Here is a 1,945-nt window from a genome sequence, read left to right as displayed (position 1 = left end):
GAATCATTAAGAAAAGGAACTTTAAAGAGTATATAAACCTAAATTTTTTTTATAATTGTAAGATCTTTCAAAGTGGCGCAATTTGACCGAAAATGGTGGCGTCATAACTCCGAAATAGCCAGTTATTTTATAAACCCCTCAAGTGTTAATAAATTTTGCGATATTTTAGTGTGATATTTAGTAATAATTAGTGAACTTACAGAATATAAATTTAATAAAATAGAAGATTATGGGAATTAAACCAGGACCAAAAAGAATTGCGGATTCAACAGGAAAGCCAGACAGGCGTCAACGAGATAATAAGGAGACTCCTAAAAATACGCCATCACTAAAACCCCACAAACATAAGAAAGGAGATTAACCATTATTTTAATGAAGAGATGAAATTATCCTTTATTTGAACTTTTCTAAAGATAAAAATTTTGTATGCGCCTTAGAGACGTTCTAACATATCCATTATGATTCTTTTAGATTTTGATCCATCTATATCCAATTTTGTAGTTATACATGAATATAAAATTGCTGTTAAGGTTCTTGTAATGTAAATCAATTCAGCGCCTGAGGCTTTATGAGATTTAATACTACTATCGTAATGTGTAAAATAATTCCTTGTGTTTATGACGATATTTATGAAATGTTTTTTTTTCTTACCGTCTACAAAGAGAAAATCAAGTTCATATCTTTTTATCAAGTCTTTCAACCTTTGTCTCAAACTAGGCTCATTTGCATATCGCAAGAGTTGTTCCATCCATTCTCTATCTTTTTTGGACTCTGCGAATGCACCAATTGCAGTAACTTTTAATTTTTCGAAATAATCCGTGTTGAATTTGTTGATATTACTGTCAAGACGGTGAAAAACTTCCAAGGCATGAGCAGCGTCAAGAAATCTATTCTCATTGAATAAACGCTTAGACTTTAATCTACTATTAATCAAGTTAATCGGAATTTGAAAAGTCTCATAAAATTTATACCATTTTTGAATAACATGTTGAAAATTCCCTTGAAGAATGGAATATGGTATTAGATGATCCCTGGGTTCATTTTGGGAACTACCTGAATGAAACATAGTTGTTTGAAAAAATAATTCTACTGGAATAGTTTTTGCCAAAGACCCGATTTTTTCTGTAAACATTTCGTCTTTTAAAATTAGTCTAGTTGGATAACTTTGCTCATTAGTACAGAATGAAATAAAGGAAACAAAACATTGAACATCCTTCCAAATCACCCTCCAATTCAGCCTTGAAGCGTAAGAAAGGTTTAAATCAGTAGATTTCTTAATGATATGGGTGTTTGAATTATTTTGAGGTTTAATAGAAACATCATGATCTTTATTAAGACGAATACCTTCCTTCAACGTAAAACTATCTATCATTGTATTTTTACCTTCCAATTTAAAGGACCAATCATCAAAATTGTGGAGAATTTTCAGGTTCGATGGATTAAACCAAGACTCTAGATTTAATGAAGAAAAAGAAACTTCACTAAAAACAAGTTGGTCCTTGTTTTCAACTTGGATTCCCTTGAATATAAAAGTGACGCTATAAGTTGTAATCGATCCAAAATGACGATTGCTGCTACAAGACCTGTACTCTAATTCAACTAATGTAAAATCTCCTATTGGAGTTTTGCCCACAACCAGACTTATCTCGTGGTGTAAAAATGGCAATGTTTGGTCTGTAAAACTTCCAAATAGGGAGATTGAACTCCTAGTTTCCGGGTCAAATGATAACGTGCCGTGAATCCAATCATTTTGAGTTATATTCCTCCATTTTCCTTCAATCTCAAATTCATTCATCTATGATCATATATAGAGTTGAATCGATATTTAAACTTTCAAAAAATACCCCCTAAATCCATGGTCTGGATCTCTTAATTTCCATTTCTCATGGCAACTCAAACATTCATAAAAATGTTCACCATCTACATCACGAAGATGCTGCATTTT

Annotated in this window: 1 protein-coding gene; it reads right to left on the bottom strand. The window is 31.8% G+C overall.

Features of this window, described 5'->3' with window-relative positions; genetic code table 11:
- Positions 1-433: 433 nt before the first annotated feature.
- Positions 434-1,795, bottom strand: coding sequence for an ApeA N-terminal domain 1-containing protein (locus QSE00_RS25095; RefSeq protein ID WP_286108016.1), 1,362 nt, complete (start codon positions 1,793-1,795; stop codon positions 434-436).
- Between the last annotated feature and the right edge of the window lie 150 nt (positions 1,796-1,945).

The sequence above is a fragment of the Arenibacter flavimaris genome, assembly GCF_030291335.1.
Taxonomy (GTDB): Bacteria; Bacteroidota; Bacteroidia; order Flavobacteriales; family Flavobacteriaceae; genus Arenibacter.
Note: the sequence above shows the minus strand (reverse complement) of the source record. Positions and strands in the feature narration are given on the sequence as shown.

Coding starts and splice junctions, on each gene's coding strand:
- QSE00_RS25095 (WP_286108016.1), bottom strand. CDS start 1,795: ATGAATGAATTTGAGATTGAAGGAAAATGGAGGAATATAACTCAAAAT.